Genomic DNA, 23,176 nt, shown 5'->3' with positions numbered 1-23,176 from the left:
ATTTTTTTTGAAGTTTTTATTCATCAGGGAGTTTTTATCTTTTAAGGTGCGGGTAGATATACTTCCTCTCCTAGTTGACGTGCTATTAAACCAGCTCTCGCCAGCTGAAGCAAAGTCTTTGTGAATTCATAAATATGTTCTCTTTCACTTGCGGTCATCTCTTTTTTAGAAAACTTTCTTCTTAAAGCTTTGTAATTCCGACCTTCCTGCTGAAAGAAGGGAGCATCTTGTAAATAGGCTTTTACATTCTCCAAGTTTTCTAAAATACCAAGATGAAAAGCGGCAGAAGCAAAAGTTTTATCAAAAGGCTGGGTGCAGACGCTCCGAAACTCTACTGTCCCCCGTGTCGTCAAATCTTGATACTGGTAACTTCTGTGATTCTTGAAGTCTGCTTCCTTTGGTGTCAAGTTTACTTTCTCACCCGAGAGGCTATAAGCTTCAATAGTTCTCTGGATCAAGTATTCATTAGCAGCTATCGGATAGAAATAATAGGATTTACCCTCACGTTCGGCAGTAAAAAGTGCTGATCTATTAAGATATGCAAAAAATTCATCTTCAGTTTGAAAATCTTTTGAATTCACACCCGCATTTTCCTGTAAAATGCCATGCATCGATTGCTCCCAGAAAATATCCCGAGCTATTTTTGTATCCCAAGAAGAATCTGAAAACTCTGAATTGGCAAATAGATAGGCTTTAGCAGCTTCAATTTGATTGAAGACATTGATAACAGTTAAATAATTTTCTCTTGAGACATCCAGCTGCACTTGACTCCCACAAATAAAAGCGCCATATTCCGGATAATTGTGCAGACCATCCATGTTCTTTCCCATAGCTAAATACTGCATCAACATTTCATATCTTGGATACTTAACTGGACTATTATCATTTTCTGCCCAGAAAGGATGAATACCTTCTCCTTGAATTTCATGGTCTTCTTCGCGCAGAATTGGCTGAATAATGTTCAGATAGTTCTTAAAACGCTCTTCAACTTCTTGAATTCTACTAGCCTTGGCAAAAGCAAATTCCAAAGTATTGTAAGAGACCTCAAAAAGAATCCTGTCTTCATTTTTAGTAGATTTCAGTTGGATGGGATTGCCATCTCTATCAAATCGTTCCGACTCAAAATCATACTCTTCCAATAGATGCTTCAAGAGATTCTTGGCCACATTTGTATCAGTCGCTCCGCCCTGGCTATTGACAATAGGAAATTCTAACTCAATGCCAATGTAGACAGTTGGATTTTCTTTGATATTCTTTAAATAGCGTTCTTTTAAAATTTGGATTGAATCCATCATTTCCATTTCCTATAAATTTTTGATAGTGTTAAAGTATTATAACAAAATTTCAGGTATTTTCCTAGCCTCATGCAAAAACGCCTGCTTACGAAATTGTTTTTGCCTTAAAAGCAATTTCGTAAACAAGCGTCTACCTATTATCAACTATATGATGAGTGTTCCCGCTAGGAAAGAATCCTAGCGGTAGACCAGAGCTAGACTAAGAATAGAGATTCTATTCCATCATCATAACACTCAACAAAGATTGATGATCTTAAACTAATTCGATGATTGCCATTGGCGCAGCATCTCCACGGCGCGGTTCAGTTTTCAGGATACGAGTATATCCACCGTTGCGCTCTGCATAGCGTGGTGCAATCTCAGAGAACAATTTTTGAAGAGCAGTAGTTGTAGTATACTTTTCTGTTGCTTCATCATAGTTTTCTGATGCGATTTCATTACGTACAAAAGCTGCAGCTTGACGACGAGCGTGCAAGTCTCCACGTTTGCCCAATGTAATCATTTTTTCTACTGTTTTACGGATTTCTTTAGCACGAGCTTCAGTTGTCACGATTGATTCGTTGATCAGCAAATCAGTAGTCAAATCGCGAAGCATCGCTTTACGTTGCGAGCTAGTGCGTCCTAGTTTACGGTAAGCCATGTATTCCTCCTTTATTTATCGTTTTTTAACCCCAGACCGAGATCAGCAAGTTTAACTTTTACTTCTTCCAGACTCTTGCGTCCCAAGTTACGAACTTTCATCATTTCAGGCTCAGATTTTTCTGTCAAATCAAATACAGTATTGATACCTGCACGTTTCAAACAGTTGTATGAGCGAACTGACAAATCTAATTCTTCGATGGTCCGTTCCAAAATGCGGTCATCAGAAGTCTTTTCTGCTTCCTTCATAACGTCTGCAGCGATAGCTACTTCTGTCAGATTAGTGAAGAGATTCAAATGTTCCGTAAGGATGCGGGCTGAAAGTCCCAAAGCATCTTCTGGAATAATTGTTCCATTCGTTAAAATTTCAAGGGTTAGTTTGTCAAAACCATCGTTGCTACCAACACGAGCTGGCTCAACCTGGTAATTAACTTTTGTCACTGGCGTATAGATAGAATCCACCGCAAGTGTTCCCACTGGTGCATCATCTTTCTTATTTTCATCTGCAGGCACATAACCACGACCGCTGTTGACAGTCATCGTTGCCTTAAAGCTTGCGCCTTCTCCGATTGTAAAGAGATAATGATCAGGGTTTATAATTTCAATATCACTGTCTGTCAAAATGTCTCCGGCAGTTACTTCTGCTGGGCCTTCAACATCCAGTTCAATAATCTTTTCGTCTTGGACGTAAGATTTTACAGCAATTCCTTTGACGTTCAGAATAATTTGCATCACGTCTTCGCGGACACCGGAAATTGTATCAAACTCGTGCAAAACACCTTCAATATTAATTGAAGTAACAGCAGCACCTGGAAGTGAAGCCAAAAGCACACGGCGAAGAGAATTTCCCAGTGTTGTACCATAACCACGCTCAAGCGGCTCTACTACAAACTTGCCATAATCTTTATTTTCATCAATTTTTGTTATATTTGGTTTTTCAAACTCAATCATTTGCTATACTCCCTCTTAAACGAAAAGCAGTGTAACGGTTGGTGATTATACACGGCGACGTTTTGGAGGACGAGCACCATTGTGTGGTACAGGAGTCACATCACGAATAGCTGTTACTTCAAGACCAGCGGCAGCAAGAGCACGAATAGCAGACTCACGACCAGAACCTGGACCTTTTACAGTAACTTCAACTGATTTCAGACCGTGTTCCTGTGCAGATTTAGCAGCTGCTTCAGATGCCATTTGGGCAGCAAATGGTGTAGATTTACGAGAACCTTTAAATCCAAGAGCTCCAGCAGATGACCAAGCAATCGCGTTACCATGCACATCAGTAATCATAACAATAGTGTTATTAAATGTAGCGTGAATATGAGCAATACCGGATTCGATATTTTTCTTCACACGACGTTTACGTGTTGGTTTAGCCAAGACTTTTTACCTCCTTATATTATTTTTTCTTACCTGCAATCGCAACAGCTTTACCTTTACGAGTGCGGGCGTTATTTTTAGTGTTTTGTCCACGGACAGGAAGTCCACGACGGTGACGGATTCCACGGTATGAACCGATTTCCATCAAACGTTTGATGTTCAAGTTTACTTCACGACGAAGGTCACCTTCAACTTTAATCGCATCTACTTCACGACGGATAGCGTCTTCTTGTTCGATTGTAAGATCTTTTACACGGATGTCTTCTGAAACTCCAGCAGCTGCCAAGATTTTCTTAGAAGTTGGAAGTCCGATACCGTACACATAAGTCAGTGAAACGACTACACGTTTGTCATTTGGAATGTCAACTCCAGCAATACGAGCCATTTTTTCTCCTTTCTATCTTATCCTTGACGTTGTTTGTGTTTTGGATTTGCTGGGCAAATTACCATAACACGACCATTACGACGAATAACTTTGCAGTATTCGCAAATTGGTTTGACCGATGGTCTTACTTTCATTTTTTCCCTCCAAGTTTTTCGATTATTTAAAGCGGTATGTGATCCGTCCACGTGTCAAATCATAAGGACTCATTTCTACAGTCACACGGTCTCCCGCTAAAATACGAATATAGTTTTTACGAATTTTACCAGAAACTGTTGCTAAAATCTGATGTCCATTTTCAAGTTCAACCGTAAACATTGCATTAGGCATTGTATCAACTACCTTGCCTTCAACCTCAATCACATCGTCTTTTGCCACGCAAAAGTACCTCCATAAATTTCGATTTGATCCCTCTGAGCACAGAGGTAACAATTATAAGTCAGACTAATTCATTGTATCACTACTTGTCAAATATTGCAAGCAGGAAAAACGCTTTTATTTCAAATTTGTCAAGACTTTTTCGATAGCTGAGAAGACATCATTAATATCTTGATTTCCTTGAATATCATGGACCAGACCTTTGCTGCGATAATGTTCAATAATCGGCTGACCCTGAGCAATATTAACATCCAAACGACGTTTAACTGTCTCAGGCTTATCATCTTCGCGCTGGTAATAATCCTCTTCCTTGTAGTCTGCTGGCGGATTGAAGACCTTGTGGAAGGTTTCGCCTGTTTCACGATGGATAATCCGGCCGCTCAAACGCTCCAATAAGCTGTTAGGATCTACTTCGATATTTATAACGCCGTCCAAAGCCAAATCAAGCTCTGCTAGCGTTTGATCCAAGGCATTTGCTTGCTCAATCGTACGTGGGTAACCATCCAAGAGGAAGCCTGTTTGCTTAATATCGTCTTGACTCAAACGCTCTTTGACAATACCGTTTGTCACTTGGTCTGGGACCAACTCGCCCTTGTCAATATATGACTTGGCCAAAACGCCCATCTCTGTTTGGTTAGCAATCGCCGCACGGAACATATCTCCAGTTGAAATATGTGCAACATTGAAATGCTCAACGATTTTAGCAGCTTGAGTTCCTTTACCAGCACCTGGTAAGCCCATAATCAAAAGATTCATGATTGGTCTCCTTTTTTGTTTTTAAAGCAATCTATTAAACCGATTAATAAACTCATTTAAAAACAAAATAGAAGGGGGTGAGTCTACTCTGTCCCCTTTTATTTTGTTTATTTTCGGTTCAAGAAAGGTTATCTGAACTAGCTTCTCATTAGAAAAGCAATTCAAAAGTTCCCTTACTCTGAAGTATCCATAAAGCCGACATACTTTCTCTTCAGCAGGTAGCCTTCTAGCTGTTTCATTCCCTCAATACCAGTTGAGATGATGATCAAGAGACTGGTTCCTCCAAGAGCAACGGCATCTGTCAATCCAAATACATCTTTAGCTACAATAGGCAGAATGGAAATGACACCTAGGAAGAGAGCACCAACTGTTGCCAAACGGCGCAGCAGTTTAGACATGTAGTCTTCTGTTCCTTTACCAGGACGAACACCTGGGATGTAAGCTCCGCTCTTTTGCAGATTCTCTGCTGTCTTCTCTGGATTAATCTGTACAAAGGTATAGAAGAATGTAAAGAGGACAATCAGGAAGGCGTACATGAACATACCACTAATGGTCGTTGTTGCCAAAAGTGACTGAGCTGTCTTAACCCACTCTGCATCATAACCCATGGCACTGGCAACTTGGAAAATCGCTGCCGGTGCAGCAGTAATGGAGCTGGCGAAGATTACAGGAATAACTCCAGCTGGATTGACTTTCAGCGGCAGATAGGAGCTTGAAGGTGCCCCCTTAGCTACTTTCGTATACTGAATTGGAATTTTATATTCAGCCTGCTGTACAAAGGTTGTAAAGTAGATAATCAGCAGGACTGCCACAATCAGAATTCCTACAAAAATGAAAGATGAAGTCAATCGTTCGCTCGGAATATTGACGAAGTAATCTTCATAGATCCCTTTAATCATATCAGGGATAGCTGAGACGATACCAGCAAAGATAATCATGGAAACACCGTTACCGTAACCCTTATCCGTAATCTGCTCTCCCAGCCAAGTCACAATCATAGAACCAGTTGCTAGAAGAACGCAAATCAAAGCGTAGGTCTGAACATTAGGATTAGCAACCAGATTAGCTCTTGAGAGAGTATCAAAACCAGCGGTAATCCCAATTGCCTGCACAAAGGCCAAAACTAGGGCGATATAACGGGTCGCTTGATTCAGCTTCCTCCGTCCTACTTCCCCTTGCTTGCCCCACTCTACAAACTTCGGAAGTAAGTCCATTTGCAGCAACTGAACAACGATCGAAGCTGTGATGTAAGGACTGACTCCAAGTGCAAAGACAGAGAAGTTGCGCATAGCGTTACCAGAGACCAAGCTCAGCATATTCAGGAATGGCAAATCATTCAAGTTGCTCAAAGCTTTGGCATTAATCCCTGGAACTGTTATGGTTGTACCGATACGGAAAACTAAGATGATAAAAATCGTGAATAGAATCTTAGACCGTACCTGTTTGATTTTAAATGCGTCTTTTAATAGTTTGAAAAACATAGGTCACCTCGCTTAGATGACTTCCACTGAACCACCTTTAGCAGTGATAGCTTCTTCAGCTGATTTAGAGAATTTAGCTGCCTTAACAGTCAATTTCTTTGTCAATTCTCCGTTACCAAGAATCTTGATACCTGATTTTTCAGCTTTTACAATACCTGCTTCGATGAGAACAACTGGTGTTACTTCAGCGCCATCTTCAAAGGCGTTCAGTTGGTCAAGGTTAACAATTGCATATTCTTTGCGGTTGATGTTCAGGAAGCCACGTTTTGGAAGACGACGGAACAATGGAGTTTGTCCACCTTCAAAACCAAGGCGAACGCCGCCACCGCTACGAGCTTTTTGACCTTTTTGACCACGGCCAGATGTTTTACCGTTACCAGATGATGTACCACGACCAACACGGTTGCGGACTTTACGAGAACCTGCAGCAGGTTGTAATTCATGAAGTTTCATTATATTATTTCTCCTCTTTTGTAAAATGCTAGCGCTCATATAGGAGAAAAGGTGTCTCCTATATAAACTCGCCTATACATATATTTAGTTTTAGGGGCTGAGAAAATCCCATCCCCTAACGTATTTTAATTTAAAGTTGTTAAACCAGCAAAGCTTATTTAACGTCTTCAACAGTTACCAAGTGTGATACTGCAGTAATCATACCACGTACTGCTGGGTTATCTTCTTTGATAACTGAGCTGTTCAATTTGCCAAGTCCAAGTGCTACAACAGTTTTACGTTGTGACGGGATGCGTCCGATTGGAGACTTAGTCAAAGTAATTTTAATTTGAGCCATGTTATCCCCTTTCTTATGCCAAGTCAGAAACTGAAATACCACGAAGGGCAGCAACTTCTTCAGCGCGTTTTAATTGTTTCAAACCTTCAACAGTTGCGCGAACGATGTTGATTGGAGTGTTAGAGCCAAGAGATTTAGATGTAACATCTGCTACACCTGCCAACTCGATGACGGCACGAACCGCACCACCGGCAGCAACTCCAGAACCCTCAACAGCTGGCTTAAGCAATACTTTCGCTCCGCCAAATTCTGAAAGAACTTCGTGAGGAATTGTTGTGCCAACCATTGGTACTTCAATCAAATTCTTCTTCGCATCTTCAACTGCTTTGCGGATTGCTTCTGGTACTTCTTGAGCTTTACCAGTACCGAAGCCAACACGACCATTGCGATCACCAACAACTACAAGAGCTGCAAAGCGAAGACGACGTCCACCTTTAACAACTTTTGTAACACGGTTGATGGCAACTAAGCGTTCTTCAAGTTCAACTGCGTTGTCTTTAAATGCCATTTTCTAGTGTCCTCCTCTTAGAATTTCAATCCGTTTTCACGAGCTGCATCAGCCAAAGCTTTTACACGTCCGTGATAGAGATATCCACCGCGGTCGAAGACGACTTCAGAAATACCTTTAGCAACTGCACGTTCAGCAACGAGCTTACCAACAACAACGGCTTGTTCTGTTTTAGTTCCTTTTGAAACTTCTTTGTCAAGAGTTGAAGCGCTTGCGAGCGTTACACCCGCTACGTCATCAATCACTTGAGCGTAGATGCCTGTATTAGAACGGAATACGTTCAAACGTGGGCGATCAGCAGTTCCAGAGAGTTTTCCGCGAACGCGACGGTGGCGTTTTTGGCGGACTTTGTTTTTATCTGGTTTCGTAATCACAATTTTCACCTCTTAATTTTAATCTTGTGCTTATGCACAACCTTGGAAAACAGCTTGTTTGGCTGAAAAAATCAGCCAGACAAGATTATTTACCAGTTTTACCTTCTTTACGGCGAACGAATTCACCAACGTAGCGGATACCTTTACCTTTGTATGGCTCTGGAGCACGCAGGCTACGTACGTAAGCTGCTGTTTGTCCAACTACTTCTTTTGAAATTCCGCTGACAACGATAGTCGTTGGGTTTGGAAGTTCAAAAGTGATGCCTTCTGGAGCTTCTACTTCGTCTGGATGAGATTTACCAACTGAAAGTACAAGCTTTTTGCCTTGAAGTTGAGCACGGTAACCAACCCCACGCATTTCAAGTTCTTTCTTGAATCCTTCTGATACACCAACAACCATGTTGTTCAAAAGGGCACGAGTTGTTCCGTGGATTGTTTTCATTTCTTTTGAATCGTTTGGACGGTGAAGAGTTACTTCAGTTCCTTCCACACGGATTTCAATATCTTTTGAGAACTCACGAGTCAGTTCTCCTTTAGGTCCTTTTACAGTTACAACGTTGTCTTTGTTGCTGATCTCAACACCAGCAGGCAACACGATAACTTTATTACCAATACGTGACATGTATATATTCTCCTGTTAGATTGTCAGGCCGTAAGCGACCAGTTTTCACGGGGGCTTAAATCGATTTCTCGATTTAAAGGAACATTTAGGTTTCAGTTTCAAAGTGAATCTAGGCATCGTCTCGCAGGCATAACTTTGGGTTAGGCAAGAGACGATAACGAAGAGTCACAAAGAAATTGGGAACTAAATATTACCAAACGTAAGCGATAACCTCACCACCAACATTCTTTTGGCGTGCTTCTTTGTCAGTCAGCAAGCCTTCAGATGTTGAAAGGATAGCAATTCCAAGTCCGTTCAGAACTTTTGGAAGATCTTCGCGTTTCTTGTAAACACGCAGACCTGGTTTTGAAACGCGTTTCAAACCAGTGATAACTTTTTCACCATTTTGTCCGTATTTAAGGAATACACGGATGATGCCTTGTTTATCATCTTCGATGATTTCAACGTTTTTTACAAAACCTTCACGCTTCAGGATTTCAGCAATCCCTTTTTTGATGTTTGATGCAGGCACTTCAAGCACTTCGTGGTTTGCTTGGTTAGCATTACGGATACGTGTCAGAAAGTCTGCAATTGGGTCAGTCATAACCATTTTATATTTCTCCTCTTACTAGTAGTTTGCAAGCTGCACTTGCTAGTTAATGATTGAGCTATGCTCAGAATATGTTTCTAGGTTTCAATTCCTAAGTGAGTCTAGGCATCGGCTTGTAGGCATAACTTAAGTTAGGCAAAAGCCGATAACGAAGAATCTTGACGGAATTGGAAGCTAGAATTACCAAGATGCTTTGGTAACGCCAGGGATTTGTCCTTTGTATGCTAATTCACGGAAGCAAACACGGCAAAGTTTAAACTTGCGGTAAACGGAATGTGGACGGCCACATTTTTCACAACGAGTATAAGCTTGCGTAGAGAACTTAGCTGGGCGTTTGTTCTTAGCAATCATTGATTTTTTAGCCATTTGTTTTACCTCCTATATTATTTTGCAAAAGGCATTCCAAGGCCTGTAAGCAATTCGCGTGACTCTTCGTCAGTGTTAGCAGTTGTTACGATAACGATGTCAAGACCGCGAGTCTTATCAACGTCATCAAAGTTGATTTCTGGGAAGATCAATTGTTCTTTCACACCAAGTGTGTAGTTTCCGCGTCCATCAAAAGATTTTGTTGGAACACCGTGGAAGTCACGAACACGTGGAAGAGAAACTGAAACCAATTTATCCAAGAATTCATACATACGTTCTCCACGAAGGGTTACTTTAGCACCGATCGCTACACCTTCACGAAGACGGAAGCCGGCGATTGATTTTTTAGCTTTAGTGATAAGTGGTTTTTGACCTGAGATAAGAGCCAATTCTTCAGCAGCTTTTTCAAGGTTTTTAGCGTTTGATACAGCGTCACCGACACCCATGTTCAAAACGATTTTATCCACTTTTGGCACAGCCATAACAGATGAGTAGTTGAACTTTTCAGTCAAAGCTGGAACTACTTCTTTAAGATATTTTTCTTTTAAACGATTTGCCATTATACTTCTCCTTTCCTTCGTGATTAGTCAAGCACTTCGCCTGATTTTTTATTGTAACGAACTTTTTTGCCGTCTACAAACTTGTAGCCAACACGTCCTGCAACTCCATTCTTGTCAAGAACTTGAACGTTTGACACATGGATCGGTGCTTCTTTTTCCACGATAGCACCTTGAGGGTTTTCGTTATTTGGTTTTTGGTGTTTCTTAACGATGTTTACACCTTCAACAACAACTTTGTTTACTTTTGGAAGAGCTGTAACAACAAGCGCTTCAACACCCTTGTCTTTACCAGCAATTACGCGAACTTTGTCGCCTTTTTTTACAAACATTTATTTCTCCTCTTAATTCTTACGCCCATAGGGGCACCCTGACTTTTGCCAGGGGACTGTGTTTGTTAATTTTGATTAAAGTACTTCTGGAGCCAATGATACGATCTTCATGAAGCCGCCGTCACGCAATTCACGAGCAACTGGGCCGAAGATACGAGTTCCGCGAGGAGTTTTGTCTTCACGGATGATGACTGCAGCGTTTTCGTCAAATTTGATGTATGAACCATCTTTACGACGAGCACCTGATTTAGTACGAACGATAACAGCTTTTACAACGTCACCTTTCTTAACCGCACCACCAGGAGTAGCTTGTTTTACAGACGCAACGATTACATCACCGATGTTAGCGAACTTACGTCCTGAGCCACCAAGAACTTTGATTGTCAAGATTTCGCGAGCGCCGCTGTTGTCGGCAACTTTCAAACGAGTTTCTGTTTGAATCATTTAAGTTTTCTCCTTTCTGGTTTGATTAGATGATAACCGCTTCTTCAACGACTTCTACAAGACGGAAGCGTTTTGTAGCTGAAAGCGGACGAGTTTCCATGATACGAACGATATCGCCTTCTTTGGCAACATTGTTTTCGTCATGTGCTTTGTACTTCTTAGAGTAGTTAATACGTTTACCATAGACTGGGTGGTTACGTTTAGTTTCAACTACAACTGTGATTGTTTTGTCCATTTTGTCAGAAACAACGCGTCCGACAAGAACTTTACGATTATTGCGTTCCATTGAAATTCTCCTTCCCTAGTCTATTATTTAACTTCTGATTGAACAGTTTTGATACGAGCGATTTGTTTTTTCACTTCTTTCAAACGAGCTGTCTGTTCCAATTGGCCAGCAGCTGCTTGGAAACGAAGATCAAACAATTCTTTCTTCAATTCATTTTCACGCTTCGCGAGTTCTTCTTGAGAAAGACCACGAAGTTCTTTAACAAATTCTTTTACTTCATTAAGTTTCATGCCTTCTCCTTATTCTGCTTCACGTTTTACGAATTTACATTTAACTGGAAGTTTGTGGCTTGCAAGGCGAAGCGCTTCGCGAGCGATTTCTTCTGAAACGCCAGCAACTTCAAACATTACTTTGCCACGCTTAACTGGCGCAACCCAACCTTCTGGAGCACCTTTACCAGAACCCATCCGTACACCGATAGCTTTTGCAGTGTATGATTTGTGTGGGAAGATTTTAATCCAAACTTTACCACCACGCTTCATGTAACGAGTCATAGCGATACGGGCAGCTTCGATTTGGCGGTTAGTGATCCAGTGGCTAGTAGTTGCTTGAAGACCGTATTCTCCAAATGCCACTTCTTTTCCGCCTTTAGCTTCACCGCGCATTTTTCCACGGAATTCGCGACGGTGTTTAACACGTTTAGGTACTAACATTGGTTATTTACCTCCTTTAGTGTTTTTACGAGCTGGAAGGACTTCTCCACGGTAGATCCAGACTTTAACACCCAGTTTACCGTAAGTAGTGTCAGCTTCTTCCCAAGCGTAATCGATATCCGCACGAAGAGTGTGAAGCGGAACAGTTCCCTCAGAGTAACCTTCGCTGCGGGCAATATCTGCACCATTCAAACGACCTGATACTTGAGTTTTGATTCCTTTAGCTCCTGCACGCATTGTACGTTGGATAGCTTGTTTTTGAGCACGACGGAAAGCAACACGCTGCTCAAGCTGGCGAGCAATTCCTTCACCAACCAGATGCGCATCCAAGTCAGGACGCTTGATTTCGATGATGTTGATGTGGACTTGTTTTCCAGTCAATTTGTTGAGTTTTGCACGGAGTGCATCAACGTTTGCTCCACCTTTACCGATAACCATACCTGGCTTAGCAGTGTGAAGAGAAACGTTTACTTTGTTTACTGCGCGTTCAATTTCAATAGTTGAAATCGCTGCGTCAGCCAATTCTTTTTGAACGAATTTACGGATTGCAAGATCTTCATGAAGGTAATCCGCGTATTCTTTTTCAGCATACCATTTGGCATCCCAATCACGGATGATGCCGACACGCATACCAATTGGATGTACTTTTTGACCCACGATGTTACCTCCTTATTTTTCTGCAACAACCACAGTGATGTGGCTTGTGCGTTTGTTGATTGGTGAAGCTGAACCTTTAGCGCGCGGACGGAAACGTTTCATAGTTGGTCCTTCGTTTGCGAAAGCTTCAGATACTACCAAGTTTGCTTTTTCCAAACCAAAGTTGTTTTCAGCATTAGCGATTGCAGAGTTCAAAACTTTTTCGATAATGCCAGCAGCTTTGTTTGGCGTGAATTTCAAGATTGCGATTGCGTCAGCGACGTTTTTACCACGAATATTGTCAAGAACCAGACGAGATTTACGAGGTGAAACACGCACTGTACGAGCCATTGCTTTAGCTGAAGTAATTTCTGCCATTTATGTTCTCCTTATTTTCTACGTGTTTTCTTGTCGTCTGCAGCGTGACCCTTGTAAGTACGAGTTGGCGCAAATTCACCAAGCTTGTGACCTACCATGTCTTCCTGGATGTAAACAGGTACGTGTTTACGTCCGTCATAAACTGCGATTGTGTAACCAATGAAACTTGGGAAGATCGTTGAACGACGTGACCAAGTTTTGATAACTTTTTTCTTTTCGTCGTTAGCTTGAGCTTCAACTTTCTTCATCAGATGCTCATCGACGAAAGGTCCTTTTTTAAGACTGCGTCCCATTTTATATTTTCTCCTTTAAATAAGTACCACAGCGGCCTGCGCTGACTATGCAGCGCTACCGAGCTGGCGGATAGATTGTTTTAAATTATTTCTCGTTGCGACGACGAACGATAAGTTTGTCAGATTTCGCTTTTTTGTTACGAGTTTTAAGTCCAAGAGCAGGTTTGCCCCATGGAGTAGATGGCGCTTTACGACCAACTGGTGCTTTACCTTCACCACCACCGTGTGGGTGATCGTTAGGGTTCATTACAGAACCGCGAACTGTTGGGCGGATACCTTTCCAACGGCTACGTCCTGCTTTACCAAGGTTTACAAGTCCATGTTGTTCGTTTCCGACAACACCAACTGTAGCGCGGCAAGTACCAAGAATCATACGAACTTCGCCTGATTGAAGACGAACAAGAGTGTACTTACCTTCTTGACCCAATACTTGAGCAGAAGCTCCAGCAGCACGAACCAATTCTCCACCGCGGCCTGGCTTCAACTCAATGTTGTGAACCAAAGTACCAACTGGGATATTAGCAAGCGGAAGAGCGTTTCCGACTTTGATATCTGCTTCAGGACCTGAAACGATGCGTTGCCCAACTTCAAGACCTTTAGGAGCGATGATATAAGCCTTCACACCGTCAGTGTAGTGAACCAAAGCGATGTTTGCTGAACGATTTGGATCATACTCGATTGTTTTTACAACTGCTTCAACAGCGTCTTTGTTACGCTTGAAGTCAATCAAACGGTAGTGACGCTTGTGGCCGCCACCTTGGTGACGAACAGTGATGCGACCGTTGTTATTACGACCAGCCTTGCTCTTTAAAGAAACAAGCAAAGATTTTTCTGGAGTGCTGGTAGTGATTTCAGCGAAATCCAAAGAAGTCATATTACGGCGACCGTTTGTTGTTGGTTTATAAACACGAATTCCCACGATATTTCCTCCTTAGATTATTCTTCTTCTGCACCGAACAACTCGATTGCTTTAGAATCAGCTGTCAGTGTTACGATAGCTTTTTTAGTTTTGTTTGTAAAACCAGTGTAACGTCCAACGCGTTTTGCTTTTGGTTTTACATTGATAGTGTTAACGTTAGCAACCTTAACTCCTTCAAAAGCAGCTTCAACAGCTTGCTTGATCAAGAGCTTGTGAGCGCGAGTGTCCACTTCAAATACGTATTTGCCTGCTTCGTACTGAGCCATTGAACCTTCAGTGATAACAGGTTTTTTGATTACGTCGTACAAATTCATTATGCAAGAACCTCCTCAATTTTAGAGATAGCTGCCTGAGTAACCAGAAGTTTATCGCTGTTTACGATGTCCAGAACGCTTGCAGTTGTTGCAGTTGCAACTTTCACGTTTGGAAGGTTGCGAGCTGAAAGTGCAGCGAATTCATTTCCTTCTTCAAGGATAACAAGAACTTTCGTATCGATGCTCAGTGCAGCAAGCACTTTTACAAACTCAGCAGTTTTTGGAGCTGTAAATGAAAGGCTGTCTACAGCTACGAATTTGTTTTCAGCAACTTTTTCAGAGTAAACTGATTTCAATGCTAATCTACGAACTTTACGTGGAAGTTTGTAAGCATATGAACGAGGAGTTGGACCGAATACGATACCACCACCACGCCATTGTGGAGAGCGGATAGAACCTTGACGAGCACGTCCAGTTCCTTTTTGACGCCATGGTTTGCGTCCGCCGCCTGACACTGCAGAACGGTTTTTAACAGCGTGAGTTCCTTGACGAAGGCTAGCGCGTTGGCTGATGATAACATCAAAGACAACTGATTCATTTGGTTCAATACCAAAGACCGCATCGTTCAGAACTACTTCACCAGCTTCTTTACCAGTTTGGTCAAATAATTTTACGTTTGCCATTGTGACTGATTTCCCCTTTCTTTATTATTTACCAGCTTTAACTGCTGACTTGATAGTGATAAGAGATTTCTTAGCACCTGGTACGTTACCTTTAATCAAGATAACGTTCTTCTCTGGAACAACCTGTACGATTTCAAGGTTTTGAATCGTTACACGGTTGCCACCCATACGTCCAGCCAAGCGTTTGTTTTTGAACACGCGGTTTGGCGCAACTGGTCCCATTGAACCAGGACGACGATGGTAACGTGAACCGTGAGCCATCGGACCACGAGATTGGCCGTGGCGCTTGATAACACCTTGGAAACCTTTACCTTTTGAAGTTCCTGTTACATCAACAACATCACCAGCTTCGAATGTATCGACAGTGATTTCTGCTCCTACTTCCAAGCCTTCAATGTTTTTGAATTCACGAATGAAGCGCTTAGGAGCTGTGTTAGCTTTCGCTACATGGCCTTTGGCAGGTTTGTTGCTCAATACGTCACGAAGGTCATCAAAACCAACTTGAACTGCGTTGTAACCATCTGTTTCAACTGTTTTAACTTGAAGAACAACGTTTGGAGCTGCTTCAACAACAGTTACAGGGATTAATTCGCCAGCTTCAGTGAAGATTTGAGTCATTCCCACTTTTTTCCCTAAGATTCCTTTTGTCATGAGAAAATGTTTCCTTTTCTATATTTTTTTCAAAAAGTTTTTAACGAGCGTTTTTTATGCTCTGGTTTAGATCAAGCTTTAGATTAAAGTTTAATCTCTACGTTCACACCACTTGGAAGATCCAATTTCATCAAAGCGTCAACTGTTTTTTGAGTTGGGTTGATGATGTCGATCAGGCGTTTGTGAGTACGCATTTCAAATTGTTCGCGAGAGTCTTTGTATTTGTGAGTCGCACGAATGATTGTGTAGAGGCTGCGCTCAGTTGGAAGTGGGATTGGACCCGCAACTTCAGCACCAGTACGAGTAGCAGTTTCTACGATTTTTGCAGCCGCTGTATCAAGTGTACGATGTTCGTAAGCTTTCAAACGGATGCGGATTTTTTTGTTTGCCATCTTTTTCTCCTTTTCGTCTATTTAAGATAATAGGCTAGCTCCACAAGAAAACCGACAGGTGATTGCGTGGCAATGCAACCGAGCGTGTCGCAACCTCTTGCATCAAAGCTACACGCTGTTTTTTTACAGCACCATAGTATCTTAACACAAAGAACCAGTCATTGCAAGGGATTTGAGTAATTTTTTAAAGATTTTTAGGATGATTTTTTATGAAAGTGTTTTCTAAACAATTTATAAGTCTTGTAAGTCATTATCTAGAAGAAAATTTAGACTTTTCACCTATTTATTCGATTTTGTATTCAGAAAATACAAAATCTCACTGACGCACATCAGTGAGATAAAAAATGAAAATTTACCCTTGGCTACTTGTTTTATAGCAAAGAGCTGTCCTTTTCGATGCGAAAGCTGTTACCTGACTGGCAGACGACAAGGTCTGCAGCCGCTAGATAGGGTTGATAAAAGTGCTTATATTGCTCTCGTCGAGCTAGATGTGTCTGCTTTATCCAATCTGATCTGCGCTCTCGCACAGCCACGTCCCGAGCCAAGCGGCGTTCTAACTCAGTCTGATTATCCGTGTAAAAGCAAATCGACAAATCAAACAAACTTTCAGGCAAAAAGGCAGCCGACATACCTTCTACTATCAGAATAGGCTTTTGGGCTGATAATCGCAAGCTAGGCGACCAAGCTGTGCCAATGGTCAGAATATCCAGACCAGACTGCAAGGCACAAATATCTCGCTCCAGACTCCCGAGTTCATGAACGGCTGGGAGGCAGGCTGTGACTTTTTGATGAGGAAAATCTTTGGAACTGAGCAAATCTCGATACTCTCCAGTAATTACATAAGGATCTGTTCCCAGCAGATTGGTTCGGTCCTCACCCAAGGCTAGCTGGAGTTTTCGAGCAAAAGTCGACTTCCCCGAAGCACCATGACCATAAATACGAAGGGTATGTTTTTGGTCGTCTGACAGATACGCTGTCAATCTTTTCAGCAATTTCTCTTCATCAGACATAGCTTCCCCTTTCAAATGGAACTTCTTAGAAATTTCGGCTGGATTTATTGTAGCCGTAGCGCTCAATAAAGTCTTCACGGAATTCCAGCAGGTTGTCGTCCATAATAGCTTGGCGGACTTTCTTCATAAGGTTTACCAAGAAGTAGAGGTTGTGATAGCTGGTCAGGCGGATGCCGAAGGTCTCGTCCGCTTTGAGCAAGTGGCGGATATAGGCCCGCGTGTAGTTGGTACATGTGTAGCAATCGCAATCATGGTCAAGCGGCGTGAAATCTTCCTCAAACTGAGCGTTTTTAACAACCAGACGTCCTTCGCTAGTCATACAGGTACCATTTCGGGCAATCCGAGTCGGCAGGACGCAGTCAAACATATCAACGCCACGTATAACCCCATCAATCAAGCTATCTGGCGCTCCAACTCCCATGAGATAGCGGGGCTTATTTTCAGGCAGCATAGGCGTTGTGAAGTCTAGCACTGCATTCATCTCTTCGTGAGTCTCACCAACAGCCAGTCCTCCGATAGAGTAGCCTGGGAAATCCATGCTGACCAAGTCTTGAGCAGACTGGCGGCGTAAATCTTCAAAACCCGCACCCTGAACAATCCCAAAGAGTCCTTGGTCGTGTGGACGACTGTGGGCCTTGAGTCCACGCTCTGCCCAACGGCTAGTCCGCTCAATGGACTTCTTGACATAGTCATACGGCTGGTAGAACTGCGGACATTCGTCAAAGGACATCATAATGTCACTGCCCAGATTGTTCTGGATGGAGATGGCCTTTTCTGGTGACAGGAACATTTTGGAACCATTGAGGTGGTTTTTAAAGGTTACTCCTTCTTCTGTGATGTTGCGGCTGTCAGCTAGAGAATAGACCTGAAAACCTCCGCTATCCGTCAGAATAGGCTGGTCCCAGTTCATGAACTTGTGCAGGCCACCTGCACGGGCGATCAGTTCATCGCCCGGCCGCAGCCAGAGGTGATAAGTATTGGACAAGATGATACCAGAACCCATTTGCTTGAGCTCTTCTGGTGACTGGGTCTTGACCGTCGCCTGGGTCCCAACCGGCATAAACATAGGCGTCGGAAAAGTCCCGTGAGGCGTGATAATTTCCCCCAAACGAGCACCTGTATGCTTTTCTTTTTTAATCAAACGATATTGAATCGGTGATGTTGACATGTTTCCTCCTGCTGGGAAAAACAGTCCCAGCGATTTTTCTTCTATATAATGAGCAGCAAGGGCTCACAAGATACCGTATGATTTTACCAAAAAAACTTCTATCTGTCACGGGGTATGATATAATGTAACAGACAAATCCAAATGGAGGAATTATGAATCTAAGTCACATCAGAGCTCAGGCTCGTACCGTCCGCAGCCAAACGAGAGGGATTTTTCTTTTGTTTGCGGCCCCAACTCTTGTCAGCATCCTCAGCATCTTACTTTCCCTTAATGACAATCTAAGAGATTCCATTCCCAGCCTAACTTTTAGCCAGTCCATCTATCTTCTCATTAGCAAAAATCTTTTCCCGACAACCATCCAGTTTATCTTGACCTTGCTACTGCTTTCTGCCAGCTACACCATGATAAAGGTCCTTCGTAAGACAAAGGATGATGTCAACTTTTCAGATATAGGATATCTTTTTACGAGCAAGACTTTCACACCTGTCTTCAAGACGGTTTTACTCAAGCAGCTGCTGATTTTTCTTTGGAATATTCCTATGTTCTGCGGGAGTCTTCTAGCAATCTTTAATGCTTATAAAATCCTCTCTATTTCGGAAAAAATTCCTGCCCATACAGTGGTGTCGGTTCAAAGTGCTGCAGGCCAGCAGATTCTTCAATACACCCCTGGTATGTTACTGGGAACCCTCTTGATATTCACTGGCTTAGGTATTGCCATCCCTCAGTACTATGCCTATGCTCAAGCAGAGTTCATCCTCTATGACCAGCTTGAGGCTGGGAGTTACCAGGGAGCTTTCTATGCTATCCGTCAAAGCCGGAAGCTAATGAAAGGCTATAAAGGAAAGCTTTTTATGCTTAATCTGAGCTTCATCGGCTGGAATTTATTGGCCAGATTAACTTACGGCTTGCTGAATTTTATAGTTCTCCCTTATACAGCGACCGCTTACATTCTCTTTTACGAGGAATTGAAAAAAGAAGAAGCAATCTCACATGAAAACAACCCACAGGCACAGGACTCCTTGTCCTAAGCTTGTGAGTTGTTTTTTTATTTGCTATTATAGACTGTCTTGTCCAGGGCAGAGCAGATTTTGTCAAAGGCTGCCTCTAGTGAATCCTCATCTGTGAAAAAGGCTTCCTCTTCCCAGCCTAAGAAGTCTCGGTCTTTCCACCAGCGCTTCATGTCGGCTGGGGTAAATTCTTCTTGTTTAGCTCTGGTCTGATGGCGGCGGACAGTTTCTTCAAAGGATAGGTCATAGTAGTAAGCAAAGACCTGCGGAGCGAAGATTTTTTCAACCGCTCTATCATCTGTCCGTAAATGTCTGTCTCATAAAATCCTTCTATTAGAACCATCAAATCATGTTCGTAACCGAAGCGAGCCAGTGTTTCCGTCAGGCCAATAGACAAATTTCCAGGCTCGACTTTTTCCTTGAGCGTGTCCCGTCTAACCGTATCTTGCGATATCAGGAGAGTTCCTCGGCCGTAGTGAGTCTGCAGTTTCCCAGCGAGACTAGACTTGCCAGAGCCGGAATTTCCACGAATGATGACTAACTTGGCCATCTTATTCGCCTAGAACCAAGCGAGTATGCTCGCGTTTAATGCAGCGGTCCATGACAATGTCATCCCGACCGGCTGCCCGCAAAATTTGCTCAGCCTCCTCACTCTCCAAGCCCAACTGAGCCCAGAAAATCTTGGCATCCGACTGCAGAAAATCCAGTGCCACATCCGGCAAAAACTCACTGCGACGGTATACATCGACAATATCAACCGGAAAAGGAATATCTTTGAGACTGGCATAAACAGTCTCACCAAAAATTTGACTGCCCGCTGCCCGCGGATTGACAGGGATAATGCGATAGCCCCGATCTTGCATCTCTTTGGACACACGGTTACTGGTCGTTTCTTCACGGTCAGACAGTCCGACAACAGCAATTACCTTGCTGTTTTTCAGATAATGCTTGACGATGGCATCGCTGGGATTTTGAAAATGATAAGTCATGTGCTTCCTCCTCATTCATAATAAAGTTGGATAGTTTTGTAGTATTCATGTTTTAACAGAATCTAGTCTAAGTACCGTGTGAAAAAGACAAGCTTCCTCGCATTCATCGAATGCTGTGTCAGCTTTCTATTTTCACTTTGTGTTTTACGCCCTTGATATCTTAAACTGAACACGAGCTAAAACCTTGGAAAATAGATCATCCGTTCTAGGAGCATCGCTCCTTCGTCCGGCTGCCTAATTTTCAGTCGGTTTTGACGCTCTTTGTATCTTATCTTACTTCGCCTCGTACCAAGTTTGGCCAGTATTTTCATCAGCTACTAGTGGAACAGCCAGCTCAATCGCAGCTTCCATAGTTTCTTTGACTAGCTGGCGGACGGCTGTTAGCTCGTCATTTGGCACTTCCAGCACGATTTCATCGTGCACCTGCAAGAGCATGCGAGACTTGAAATTCTTCTCAGTCAGAGCTCGATCCAGATTAATCATAGCGACTTTGAGAATGTCTGCGGCCGATCCTTGGATCGGGCTGTTAATAGCTGTGCGCTCCGCAAAATTTCGGATGTTAAAGTTGCGGGAATTGATGTCCGGCAAGGAGCGGCGGCGATGATAAATGGTCTCTACATAGCCTTTATCACGCGCTTCGCGAACGATGGTTTCCATATAATTCTTGATACCAGGGAAACGCTCAAAATAAGTCTGAATATAGTCTTTAGCAGCCTTACGGGAAATTCCCAAATTATTGGCCAGCCCGAAGTCGGAGATGCCATAGACTACTCCGAAGTTGACAGCCTTGGCATTGCGACGGTCATTTGGTGTCACATCCTCTGCCTTTTCAATACCAAAGACCCGCATGGCGGTAGCCGTGTGAATGTCTTCTCCATGCTGAAAGGCAGCAATCAGATGCTCGTCCTGCGAAATGTGAGCCAGCACCCGCAGCTCAATCTGGGAATAATCCGAGCTGAGTAGTACGCTATCTGCCCACTCTGGCACAAAGGCCTTGCGAATGAGGCGCCCCTGCTCCAAACGAACGGGGATGTTCTGCAGGTTCGGGTCAACCGAGGACAGGCGACCCGTCTGGGTCAAATCCTGAACATAGCGAGTGTGGATCTTGCCGTCAGCCGCTATCGCCTCCTGCAGTCCGATGATATAAGTGGACTGAAGCTTGCTGATTTGACGGTATTCCAGAATCTTAGACACAATCGGTGCAATGGGAGCTAGGCGCTCCAGCACGTCAACCGCTGTCGAGTAACCTGTCTTGGTCTTTTTGGTGTACTCCAGTGGCAACCCCATATCCTCAAAGAGAATGGTTCCCAGCTGTTTCGGCGAGTTAATATTGAACTTCTGACCAGCCAGATCATAAATCTCCTGCGTTAGACTTTCCAGCGTCTTTTCATTTTCTGCCTGCATGCCCTGCAGGGTTTCCCGCTCAACCTTGATCCCCGCAATCTCCATCTTGGCTAAGACAAAGGCCAGCGGCTGCTCCATTTCAAGCAACAAATCCAGCTGATCGTGGGCGCGGAGCTGTTCTTGCATAGGCTCTTCTGTTTCCAGCAATACCTGAACCTTACGAGCCAGATGCTCAAAGAGCTGCTCTTGCTCCGGCAAAGCACGCTTGGCTCCCTTACCATAAACCTCGTCATCAGTCGGCAGGATAGTTTGGCCGTAGAGGCGAGCAATAGTCGCCAGCTCATTATCCTCGACCGTCGAAAGCAGATACTTGGCTAGGCGCGCATCAAAGGCTGCTGCTGGCAGTTCGATACCATAATGACTGAGCAGTACCTTGGCCCGCTTGAGGTCGTAGGTTTTCAGAGCTGTTTTTGTCAAAAACTCCTGAAAGAGAGGTTGCTGTAGTAAATCGCTGGAACCGACATAAATCTGACGGCTATCGCCCCAGGCAAGGCCGACAATCTCTTCCTTGTGGTAGTTGTCGCCCAAGATTTCAAAATAGAAAAACTGCTCTGGTGCCAGCATATCTGCTGTCACCTCAGTCACTTTGGTAAATTCAATTGGTTTGACTTCTACTGGTTCCTGACCAGTTCCTAGCTGAGCCTTGAGCTGCTTGAAGCCCATCTCGTCATAGAACTTGCTCAGAGCCTCTACCTGCGGACCCTTATAAACCAAATCATCCAGCCCGATTTTAATCGGCGCCTGAGTATTGATGGTGGCTAGGGTTTTAGACAAGAAAGCCTTGTCCTTGTCATTGATCAGATTTTCCTTCATCTTGGAAGCCTTGAGCTGATCAATATTTTCATAGAGATTTTCCAAAGAGCCATACTCCAAGAGGAGCTTGAGGCCAGTCTTCTCACCAATCTTGGTCACGCCGGGGATATTATCCGACTGATCGCCCATCAGCGCCTTGAGGTCAATGAACTGCTCTGGCGTGATGCCCATCTTTTCCATGAGGTAGGCTGGGGTAAATTCCTCAAACTCAGCTACGCCTTTCTTGGAAATCTCCACCACGGTATTTTCATCCGTCAACTGAATCAAATCTTTATCGCCACTGACAATGGTCACATCGTAAGGCACAGCTGTCTTTTCAGCCATCTTGTCCAAGGTCCCGATAATGTCATCCGCCTCGTACTGAGCCAAGTCATAGAAGTGAATGCCTAGGTGCTTCAGCATTTCTCGTATAAAAGGCAACTGCTCACGAAATTCATCCGGTGTCTTAGCCCGACCAGCCTTATAGTCAGCATACATCTCGGTCCGGAAGGTCATCTTACCAGCATCAAAAGCTACCAGGACATGAGTCGGCTGCACGCGCTCCAAGAGATGATTGAGCATGAGGTGGAAGCCATAAATGGCATTAGTATGCAGGCCCGATGGACTCTTGAAACGGTCAATTTGATTATAAAGCGCAAAAAAAGCGCGAAAAGCAACGGACGAACCATCGATTAATAATAATTTATTCTTATTTTCCATAGGTTTATTATAACACGAAAGGGAGACAAAGACAGAAAATGCGACGTG

The 23,176-nt window shown here is 43.3% G+C and carries 35 protein-coding genes and 1 pseudogene; 1 reads left to right on the top strand and 35 read right to left on the bottom strand.

All coding sequences use genetic code 11. The features are described 5' to 3' along the window. Window positions 1-41 precede the first annotated feature (41 nt). The 32 genes from O3620_RS11265 to tgt form a co-directional block, all read right to left on the bottom strand. Window positions 42-1,301 (bottom strand): glutamate-cysteine ligase family protein, encoded by a 1,260-nt coding sequence (locus tag O3620_RS11265; RefSeq protein ID WP_002899672.1) that lies wholly within the window; start codon window positions 1,299-1,301, stop codon window positions 42-44. Between the two features lie 247 nt (window positions 1,302-1,548). Beyond that, entirely contained in the window at window positions 1,549-1,935 is a 387-nt protein-coding gene (gene rplQ, locus O3620_RS11260; RefSeq protein WP_002894521.1) for a 50S ribosomal protein L17, read from the bottom strand. Window positions 1,936-1,946: 11 nt separating this feature from the next. After that, a complete protein-coding gene (locus O3620_RS11255) occupies window positions 1,947-2,885 on the bottom strand; it encodes a DNA-directed RNA polymerase subunit alpha (protein WP_002894519.1) in 939 nt (312 codons plus the stop codon). 45 nt (window positions 2,886-2,930) lie between these two features. Continuing rightward, complete coding sequence (gene rpsK, locus O3620_RS11250; protein WP_001118385.1) at window positions 2,931-3,314, bottom strand: 30S ribosomal protein S11; 384 nt, start codon at window positions 3,312-3,314, stop codon at window positions 2,931-2,933. 19 nt (window positions 3,315-3,333) lie between these two features. Continuing rightward, complete coding sequence (gene rpsM / locus O3620_RS11245) at window positions 3,334-3,699, bottom strand: 30S ribosomal protein S13 (RefSeq protein WP_002894516.1); 366 nt, start codon at window positions 3,697-3,699, stop codon at window positions 3,334-3,336. A gap of 17 nt (window positions 3,700-3,716) precedes the next feature. Further along, a complete protein-coding gene (gene rpmJ / locus O3620_RS11240) occupies window positions 3,717-3,833 on the bottom strand; it encodes a 50S ribosomal protein L36 (RefSeq protein ID WP_001808836.1) in 117 nt (38 codons plus the stop codon). A gap of 22 nt (window positions 3,834-3,855) precedes the next feature. Next, the gene (infA, locus tag O3620_RS11235) at window positions 3,856-4,074 is read right to left on the bottom strand and encodes a translation initiation factor IF-1 (protein ID WP_001029883.1); all 219 of its coding nucleotides are present in this window, start codon (window positions 4,072-4,074) and stop codon (window positions 3,856-3,858) included. Window positions 4,075-4,191: 117 nt separating this feature from the next. After that, complete coding sequence (locus O3620_RS11230) at window positions 4,192-4,830, bottom strand: adenylate kinase (protein WP_002919893.1); 639 nt, start codon at window positions 4,828-4,830, stop codon at window positions 4,192-4,194. A gap of 173 nt (window positions 4,831-5,003) precedes the next feature. Continuing rightward, complete coding sequence (secY, locus tag O3620_RS11225; RefSeq protein WP_002919894.1) at window positions 5,004-6,311, bottom strand: preprotein translocase subunit SecY; 1,308 nt, start codon at window positions 6,309-6,311, stop codon at window positions 5,004-5,006. 12 nt (window positions 6,312-6,323) lie between these two features. After that, complete coding sequence (rplO, locus tag O3620_RS11220; RefSeq protein ID WP_002901833.1) at window positions 6,324-6,764, bottom strand: 50S ribosomal protein L15; 441 nt, start codon at window positions 6,762-6,764, stop codon at window positions 6,324-6,326. 154 nt (window positions 6,765-6,918) lie between these two features. Beyond that, window positions 6,919-7,101 carry a 50S ribosomal protein L30 gene (rpmD, locus tag O3620_RS11215; RefSeq protein WP_002899668.1) on the bottom strand — a complete coding sequence of 61 codons (183 nt, stop codon included), beginning with the start codon at window positions 7,099-7,101 and terminating at the stop codon, window positions 6,919-6,921. A gap of 13 nt (window positions 7,102-7,114) precedes the next feature. Beyond that, the gene (gene rpsE, locus O3620_RS11210) at window positions 7,115-7,609 is read right to left on the bottom strand and encodes a 30S ribosomal protein S5 (protein ID WP_002894506.1); all 495 of its coding nucleotides are present in this window, start codon (window positions 7,607-7,609) and stop codon (window positions 7,115-7,117) included. Window positions 7,610-7,626: 17 nt separating this feature from the next. Further along, entirely contained in the window at window positions 7,627-7,983 is a 357-nt protein-coding gene (gene rplR / locus O3620_RS11205; protein WP_005592009.1) for a 50S ribosomal protein L18, read from the bottom strand. 85 nt (window positions 7,984-8,068) lie between these two features. Continuing rightward, window positions 8,069-8,605: a 50S ribosomal protein L6 gene (gene rplF / locus O3620_RS11200; protein WP_002894503.1), complete on the bottom strand. Its 537-nt coding sequence runs from the start codon at window positions 8,603-8,605 to the stop codon at window positions 8,069-8,071. Between the two features lie 190 nt (window positions 8,606-8,795). Then, window positions 8,796-9,194, bottom strand: coding sequence for a 30S ribosomal protein S8 (gene rpsH, locus O3620_RS11195; protein ID WP_002899666.1), 399 nt, complete (start codon window positions 9,192-9,194; stop codon window positions 8,796-8,798). 180 nt (window positions 9,195-9,374) lie between these two features. After that, window positions 9,375-9,560, bottom strand: a complete 186-nt coding sequence (locus O3620_RS11190) for a type Z 30S ribosomal protein S14 (RefSeq protein WP_001085697.1) — start codon at window positions 9,558-9,560, stop codon at window positions 9,375-9,377. A gap of 17 nt (window positions 9,561-9,577) precedes the next feature. Further along, window positions 9,578-10,120, bottom strand: coding sequence for a 50S ribosomal protein L5 (gene rplE / locus O3620_RS11185; RefSeq protein WP_002894499.1), 543 nt, complete (start codon window positions 10,118-10,120; stop codon window positions 9,578-9,580). Between the two features lie 23 nt (window positions 10,121-10,143). Beyond that, the gene (rplX, locus tag O3620_RS11180) at window positions 10,144-10,449 is read right to left on the bottom strand and encodes a 50S ribosomal protein L24 (RefSeq protein ID WP_002894497.1); all 306 of its coding nucleotides are present in this window, start codon (window positions 10,447-10,449) and stop codon (window positions 10,144-10,146) included. A gap of 75 nt (window positions 10,450-10,524) precedes the next feature. Beyond that, on the bottom strand, window positions 10,525-10,893 hold the full coding sequence (gene rplN / locus O3620_RS11175) for a 50S ribosomal protein L14 (RefSeq protein WP_002894494.1): 369 nt from the start codon (window positions 10,891-10,893) through the stop codon (window positions 10,525-10,527). 25 nt (window positions 10,894-10,918) lie between these two features. After that, window positions 10,919-11,179 (bottom strand): 30S ribosomal protein S17, encoded by a 261-nt coding sequence (gene rpsQ, locus O3620_RS11170; protein WP_000440801.1) that lies wholly within the window; start codon window positions 11,177-11,179, stop codon window positions 10,919-10,921. Between the two features lie 23 nt (window positions 11,180-11,202). Next, on the bottom strand, window positions 11,203-11,409 hold the full coding sequence (gene rpmC / locus O3620_RS11165; RefSeq protein WP_002894488.1) for a 50S ribosomal protein L29: 207 nt from the start codon (window positions 11,407-11,409) through the stop codon (window positions 11,203-11,205). A 9-nt stretch (window positions 11,410-11,418) separates the two neighbouring features. Next, window positions 11,419-11,832 (bottom strand): 50S ribosomal protein L16, encoded by a 414-nt coding sequence (rplP, locus tag O3620_RS11160; protein WP_000960948.1) that lies wholly within the window; start codon window positions 11,830-11,832, stop codon window positions 11,419-11,421. A gap of 3 nt (window positions 11,833-11,835) precedes the next feature. After that, on the bottom strand, window positions 11,836-12,489 hold the full coding sequence (gene rpsC, locus O3620_RS11155; RefSeq protein ID WP_002894486.1) for a 30S ribosomal protein S3: 654 nt from the start codon (window positions 12,487-12,489) through the stop codon (window positions 11,836-11,838). Window positions 12,490-12,501: 12 nt separating this feature from the next. Further along, window positions 12,502-12,846: a 50S ribosomal protein L22 gene (gene rplV, locus O3620_RS11150; RefSeq protein WP_002894484.1), complete on the bottom strand. Its 345-nt coding sequence runs from the start codon at window positions 12,844-12,846 to the stop codon at window positions 12,502-12,504. A gap of 11 nt (window positions 12,847-12,857) precedes the next feature. Further along, window positions 12,858-13,139, bottom strand: a complete 282-nt coding sequence (gene rpsS / locus O3620_RS11145) for a 30S ribosomal protein S19 (protein WP_000533766.1) — start codon at window positions 13,137-13,139, stop codon at window positions 12,858-12,860. A gap of 85 nt (window positions 13,140-13,224) precedes the next feature. Next, a complete protein-coding gene (gene rplB / locus O3620_RS11140) occupies window positions 13,225-14,058 on the bottom strand; it encodes a 50S ribosomal protein L2 (protein ID WP_002894482.1) in 834 nt (277 codons plus the stop codon). A 17-nt stretch (window positions 14,059-14,075) separates the two neighbouring features. Beyond that, window positions 14,076-14,372 carry a 50S ribosomal protein L23 gene (locus tag O3620_RS11135; RefSeq protein ID WP_002894481.1) on the bottom strand — a complete coding sequence of 99 codons (297 nt, stop codon included), beginning with the start codon at window positions 14,370-14,372 and terminating at the stop codon, window positions 14,076-14,078. Further along, window positions 14,372-14,995, bottom strand: coding sequence for a 50S ribosomal protein L4 (gene rplD / locus O3620_RS11130; RefSeq protein WP_002919896.1), 624 nt, complete (start codon window positions 14,993-14,995; stop codon window positions 14,372-14,374). The genes O3620_RS11135 and rplD overlap by 1 nt, the downstream gene beginning before the upstream one ends. A gap of 24 nt (window positions 14,996-15,019) precedes the next feature. Next, window positions 15,020-15,646, bottom strand: coding sequence for a 50S ribosomal protein L3 (gene rplC, locus O3620_RS11125; protein ID WP_002894479.1), 627 nt, complete (start codon window positions 15,644-15,646; stop codon window positions 15,020-15,022). Between the two features lie 83 nt (window positions 15,647-15,729). Then, entirely contained in the window at window positions 15,730-16,038 is a 309-nt protein-coding gene (rpsJ, locus tag O3620_RS11120) for a 30S ribosomal protein S10 (RefSeq protein WP_002894478.1), read from the bottom strand. Window positions 16,039-16,409: 371 nt separating this feature from the next. Further along, complete coding sequence (locus O3620_RS11115; protein WP_371601742.1) at window positions 16,410-17,048, bottom strand: uridine kinase; 639 nt, start codon at window positions 17,046-17,048, stop codon at window positions 16,410-16,412. A 25-nt stretch (window positions 17,049-17,073) separates the two neighbouring features. Beyond that, window positions 17,074-18,216 carry a tRNA guanosine(34) transglycosylase Tgt gene (tgt, locus tag O3620_RS11110; RefSeq protein WP_002919904.1) on the bottom strand — a complete coding sequence of 381 codons (1,143 nt, stop codon included), beginning with the start codon at window positions 18,214-18,216 and terminating at the stop codon, window positions 17,074-17,076. A 152-nt stretch (window positions 18,217-18,368) separates the two neighbouring features. On the opposite strand from tgt, the gene O3620_RS11105 reads away from it, so the two are divergent. Beyond that, the gene (locus O3620_RS11105; protein WP_002919905.1) at window positions 18,369-19,244 is read left to right on the top strand and encodes a DUF975 family protein; all 876 of its coding nucleotides are present in this window, start codon (window positions 18,369-18,371) and stop codon (window positions 19,242-19,244) included. Window positions 19,245-19,261: 17 nt separating this feature from the next. Here O3620_RS11105 and O3620_RS11100 read toward each other — a convergent pair. The 3 genes and pseudogenes from O3620_RS11100 to polA form a co-directional block, all read right to left on the bottom strand. Then, window positions 19,262-19,773 (bottom strand): annotated as a pseudogene (locus O3620_RS11100) (kinase). A gap of 1 nt (window position 19,774) precedes the next feature. Next, the gene (locus O3620_RS11095; RefSeq protein WP_032911762.1) at window positions 19,775-20,212 is read right to left on the bottom strand and encodes a CoA-binding protein; all 438 of its coding nucleotides are present in this window, start codon (window positions 20,210-20,212) and stop codon (window positions 19,775-19,777) included. A 273-nt stretch (window positions 20,213-20,485) separates the two neighbouring features. After that, a complete protein-coding gene (polA, locus tag O3620_RS11090; protein ID WP_002919914.1) occupies window positions 20,486-23,128 on the bottom strand; it encodes a DNA polymerase I in 2,643 nt (880 codons plus the stop codon). Between the last annotated feature and the right edge of the window lie 48 nt (window positions 23,129-23,176).

The organism is Streptococcus sp. 27098_8_134, from assembly GCF_041431675.1.
Taxonomy (GTDB): domain Bacteria; phylum Bacillota; class Bacilli; order Lactobacillales; family Streptococcaceae; genus Streptococcus; species Streptococcus sanguinis_R.
Note: the sequence above shows the minus strand (reverse complement) of the source record. Positions and strands in the feature narration are given on the sequence as shown.